General features: G+C 53.2%; 2 tRNA genes and 3 rRNA genes. All 5 read right to left on the reverse strand.

Annotation, left to right across the window (positions count from 1 at the left end):
• Positions 1 to 32: 32 nt before the first annotated feature.
• The 5 genes from rrf to VO99_RS27330 all read right to left on the reverse strand — a co-directional run bounded on the left by rrf (position 33) and on the right by VO99_RS27330 (position 5179).
• Positions 33 to 145 (reverse strand): 5S ribosomal RNA (rrf, locus tag VO99_RS27310).
• A 127-nt stretch (positions 146 to 272) separates the two neighbouring features.
• Positions 273 to 3145, reverse strand: a 23S ribosomal RNA gene (locus VO99_RS27315).
• A gap of 282 nt (positions 3146 to 3427) precedes the next feature.
• A tRNA-Ala gene (locus tag VO99_RS27320) sits at positions 3428 to 3503 on the reverse strand.
• Positions 3504 to 3510: 7 nt separating this feature from the next.
• Positions 3511 to 3587 (reverse strand) — tRNA-Ile (locus VO99_RS27325).
• Between the two features lie 63 nt (positions 3588 to 3650).
• Positions 3651 to 5179 (reverse strand): 16S ribosomal RNA (locus tag VO99_RS27330).
• The 16S, 23S and 5S rRNA genes sit together here with 2 tRNA genes alongside, the layout of an rRNA operon.
• Positions 5180 to 5435 lie beyond the last annotated feature (256 nt).

Genomic DNA, 5435 nt, shown 5'->3' on the forward strand with positions numbered 1-5435 from the left:
TTCGTTATGCGGGGGCATGCGCTGGGTAAATAGCCTGACGATGTCCTACTTTCACACGGGAACCCGCACTATCATCGGCGCTGAGGCGTTTCACTGTCCTGTTCGGGATGGGAAGGAGTGGGACCACCTCGCTATGGTCATCAGGCTTGACGGGTTGCCGGGTTGACGCCTGTTGGGTCAGCCCAGCCAATTCAAAGAGTGTAATCAGTATTCAACGATTGCGCCAAGGTTTGGCATAACGTGATCTTTGACGGTCGTGTTGTCAAAGTTATAGGGTCAAGCCTCACGAGCAATTAGTACTGGTTAGCTTAACGCATTACTGCGCTTCCACACCCAGCCTATCAACGTCCTGGTCTCGAACGACTCTTCAGGGGGCTCAAGGCCCCGGCAAGACTCATCTTGAGACGAGTTTCCCGCTTAGATGCTTTCAGCGGTTATCTCTTCCGCACTTAGCTACTCGGCAATGCCACTGGCGTGACAACCGATACACCAGAGGTGCGTCCACTCCGGTCCTCTCGTACTAGGAGCAGGCTCTCTCAATCTTGCAGCGCCCACGGAAGATAGGGACCAAACTGTCTCACGACGTTTTAAACCCAGCTCACGTACCTCTTTAAATGGCGAACAGCCATACCCTTGGGACCGGCTACAGCCCCAGGATGAGATGAGCCGACATCGAGGTGCCAAACACCGCCGTCGATATGAACTCTTGGGCGGTATCAGCCTGTTATCCCCAGAGTACCTTTTATCCGTTGAGCGATGGCCCTTCCATACAGAACCACCGGATCACTTTGTCCTACTTTCGTACCTGCTCGACTTGTCAGTCTCGCAGTCAAGCACGCTTATGCCAATGCACTATCAGCACGATTTCCGACCGTGCCTAGCGTACCTTCGAACTCCTCCGTTACACTTTGGGAGGAGACCGCCCCAGTCAAACTGCCCACCATACACTGTCCCCAACCCGGATCACGGGCCAAGGTTAGAACCTCAAACACACCAGGGTGGTATTTCAACGTCGGCTCCACCCAATCTAGCGACTGGGTTTCAAAGCCTCCCACCTATCCTACACAGATCTGTTCAAAGTCCAATGTAAAGCTACAGTAAAGGTTCATGGGGTCTTTCCGTCTTTCCGCGGGGAGATTGCATCATCACAAACATTTCAACTTCGCTGAGTCTCTGGAGGAGACAGTGTGGCCATCGTTACGCCATTCGTGCAGGTCGGAACTTACCCGACAAGGAATTTCGCTACCTTAGGACCGTTATAGTTACGGCCGCCGTTTACTGGGACTTCAATCAAGAGCTTGCACCCCATCATTTAATCTTCCAGCACCGGGCAGGCGTCACACCCTATACGTCGACTTTCGTCTTTGCAGAGTGCTGTGTTTTTAATAAACAGTCGCAGCCACCGATTCTTTGCAACCTCATTGGGCTCCCCAAGTAAATGGTTCACCTACTAAAGGCACACCTTCTTCCGAAGTTACGGTGTCAATTTGCCGAGTTCCTTCTCCAGAGTTCTCTCAAGCGCCTTAGAATACTCATCTCGCGCACCAGTGTCGGTTTGCGGTACGGTCGCGTGCAGCTGAAGCTTAGTGGCTTTTCCTGGAAGCAGGGTATCACTCACTTCGGAGGCAAGCCTCCTCGTTATCACACCTCAGCTAAGCCCTCCGGATTTGCCTAGAGGGCACGCCTACATGCTTGAACCGGGATATCCAACACCCGGCTGAGCTAACCTTCTCCGTCCCCACATCGCACTGCACGTCGGTACAGGAATATTGACCTGTTTCCCATCAGCTACGCATCTCTGCCTCGCCTTAGGGGCCGACTCACCCTACGCCGATGAACGTTGCGTAGGAAACCTTGCGCTTTCGGCGAGGGGGCTTTTCACCCCCTTTAACGCTACTCATGTCAGCATTCGCACTTCTGATACCTCCAGCAGACCTCACGATCCACCTTCACAGGCGTACAGAACGCTCTCCTACCGCGCATCTTGCGATGCACCCGCAGCTTCGGTAACTGGCTTAGCCCCGTTACATCTTCCGCGCAGGACGACTCGATCAGTGAGCTATTACGCTTTCTTTAAATGATGGCTGCTTCTAAGCCAACATCCTGACTGTTTTAGCCTTCCCACTTCGTTTCCCACTTAGCCAATTTTAGGGACCTTAGCTGGCGGTCTGGGTTGTTTCCCTCTTGTGTCCGGACGTTAGCACCCGGTGCACTGTCTCCCAAGCTGTACTCATCGGTATTCGGAGTTTGCAATGGTTTGGTAAGTCGCCATGACCCCCTAGCCATAACAGTGCTCTACCCCCGATGGTAATACTTGAGGCACTACCTAAATAGTTTTCGGAGAGAACCAGCTATCTCCAGGTTTGTTTAGCCTTTCACCCCTATCCACAGCTCATCCGCTAGTTTTGCAACACTAGTCGGTTCGGACCTCCAGCACCTGTTACGGTACCTTCATCCTGGCCATGGATAGATCACCTGGTTTCGGGTCTACACCCAGCGACTGAACGCCCTATTCGGACTCGATTTCTCTACGCCTTCCCTATTCGGTTAAGCTCGCCACTGAATGTAAGTCGCTGACCCATTATACAAAAGGTACGCCGTCACCTTGCGGCTCCGACTTTTTGTATGCATGCGGTTTCAGGATCTATTTCACTCCCCTCCCGGGGTTCTTTTCGCCTTTCCCTCACGGTACTAGTTCACTATCGGTCGATTACGAGTATTTAGCCTTGGAGGATGGTCCCCCCATCTTCAGACAGGATTTCACGTGTCCCGCCCTACTTGTCGCACGCCTAGTTCTACAGCCTACTTTTTTCATACGGGGCTATCACCCGCTATGGCCAGCCTTTCCAGACTGTTCTGATAAGTGAGCTGCTAAAACGTGCAGGCTCTTCCGATTTCGCTCGCCACTACTTTCGGAATCTCGGTTGATGTCTTTTCCTCGAGCTACTGAGATGTTTCAGTTCACCCGGTTCGCCTCGCATGACTATGTATTCATCATGCGATACCCCTAAGGGTGGGTTTCCCCATTCGGAAATCTCCGGATCAAAGCTAATTTGCCAGCTCCCCGAAGCTTATCGCAGGCTATCACGTCCTTCGTCGCCTGTAATCGCCAAGGCATCCACCACATGCACTTAGTCACTTGACCCTATAACTTTGACACCTCACGCTGGAGGCGTCGTCAAGGACTGAAAATCAACTATCGTTGACTTTGAGTATTTACGCGTTATGCCGAAACTTCAAAATGGTTTGAAGTTTGTTTTGACGCAATCATTGAACGTCGTCTTCGCTTTGGACAACAGCTTTCGCTGCGTCCATGCGTCGACAACAATTACTGATTTCGACTCTTTGAATTGTTAAAGAACGACAGGCAACCACACGGATCGCACAGGCCAAGAACTCATCAGTTCTTGGCCTGAACAATCTTCATTGGTGGAGGTGAACGGGATCGAACCGATGACCCCCTGCTTGCAAAGCAGGTGCTCTCCCAGCTGAGCTACACCCCCCAATAGGTGGTGGGTCTGGTTGGATTCGAACCAACGACCCCCGCCTTATCAAGACGGTGCTCTAACCGACTGAGCTACAGACCCCAATCTGCCGTCAAGTACAGCCGATAAGCGTGGGCGCAAGAATTAGAGCACCAGACTATCCAGAAAGGAGGTGATCCAGCCGCACCTTCCGATACGGCTACCTTGTTACGACTTCACCCCAGTCACGAACCCTGCCGTGGTAATCGCCCTCCTTGCGGTTAGGCTAACTACTTCTGGCAGAACCCGCTCCCATGGTGTGACGGGCGGTGTGTACAAGACCCGGGAACGTATTCACCGCGGCAAGCTGATCCGCGATTACTAGCGATTCCGACTTCACGCAGTCGAGTTGCAGACTGCGATCCGGACTACGACCGGTTTTCTGGGATTGGCTCCCCCTCGCGGGTTGGCAGCCCTCTGTACCGGCCATTGTATGACGTGTGTAGCCCTACCCATAAGGGCCATGAGGACCTGACGTCATCCCCACCTTCCTCCGGTTTGTCACCGGCAGTCTCATTAGAGTGCCCTTTCGTAGCAACTAATGACAAGGGTTGCGCTCGTTGCGGGACTTAACCCAACATCTCACGACACGAGCTGACGACGGCCATGCAGCACCTGTGTTCTGGCTCTCTTTCGAGCACTCCCAAATCTCTTCAGGATTCCAGACATGTCAAGGGTAGGTAAGGTTTTTCGCGTTGCATCGAATTAAACCACATCATCCACCGCTTGTGCGGGTCCCCGTCAATTCCTTTGAGTTTCAACCTTGCGGCCGTACTCCCCAGGCGGTCAACTTCACGCGTTAGCTTCGTTACTGAGAAGAAACCCTCCCAACAACCAGTTGACATCGTTTAGGGCGTGGACTACCAGGGTATCTAATCCTGTTTGCTCCCCACGCTTTCGTGCATGAGCGTCAGTGCAGGCCCAGGGGATTGCCTTCGCCATCGGTGTTCCTCCGCATATCTACGCATTTCACTGCTACACGCGGAATTCCATCCCCCTCTGCCGCACTCTAGCCATGCAGTCACAAATGCAGTTCCCAGGTTGAGCCCGGGGATTTCACATCTGTCTTGCATAACCGCCTGCGCACGCTTTACGCCCAGTAATTCCGATTAACGCTTGCACCCTACGTATTACCGCGGCTGCTGGCACGTAGTTAGCCGGTGCTTATTCTTCAGGTACCGTCATTACCCCAGGGTATTAGCCCAGAGCGTTTCTTCCCTGACAAAAGCGGTTTACAACCCGAAGGCCTTCTTCCCGCACGCGGCATGGCTGGATCAGGCTTGCGCCCATTGTCCAAAATTCCCCACTGCTGCCTCCCGTAGGAGTCTGGGCCGTGTCTCAGTCCCAGTGTGGCTGGTCGTCCTCTCAGACCAGCTACAGATCGTCGCCTTGGTAGGCCTTTACCCCACCAACTAGCTAATCTGACATCGGCCGCTCCAAAAGCGCGAGGTCTTGCGATCCCCCGCTTTCACCCTCAGGTCTCATGCGGTATTAATCCGGCTTTCGCCGGGCTATCCCCCACTTCTGGGCACGTTCCGATGCATTACTCACCCGTTCGCCACTCGTCGCCAGGTTGCCCCGCGTTACCGTTCGACTTGCATGTGTAAGGCATGCCGCCAGCGTTCAATCTGAGCCAGGATCAAACTCTTTAGTTCGATCTTGTTTAATCACTCAAAGAATTGAAGTGAACTTCACTTCCATGAGCGTTTGAGGTCCGAAAACCCCGTTGCCTTGCGGCTTGACGGTGCTCGCCTTCAAACGCCCACACTTATCGGCTGTAACTTTTTAAAGAACTGCGGCCCTTGCAGGTCGCTGCTGATTTCGTTTGCAGTAATCAGCGAAGACAGTGATTATGACGTTCTTTTTAAATCCCTGTCAACTGCCGGGTCTTTCGATCCGCCTCGCTTGCCA

The sequence above is a fragment of the Aquincola tertiaricarbonis genome (assembly GCF_000969605.1).
GTDB lineage: Bacteria > Pseudomonadota > Gammaproteobacteria > Burkholderiales > Burkholderiaceae_C > Aquincola > Aquincola tertiaricarbonis.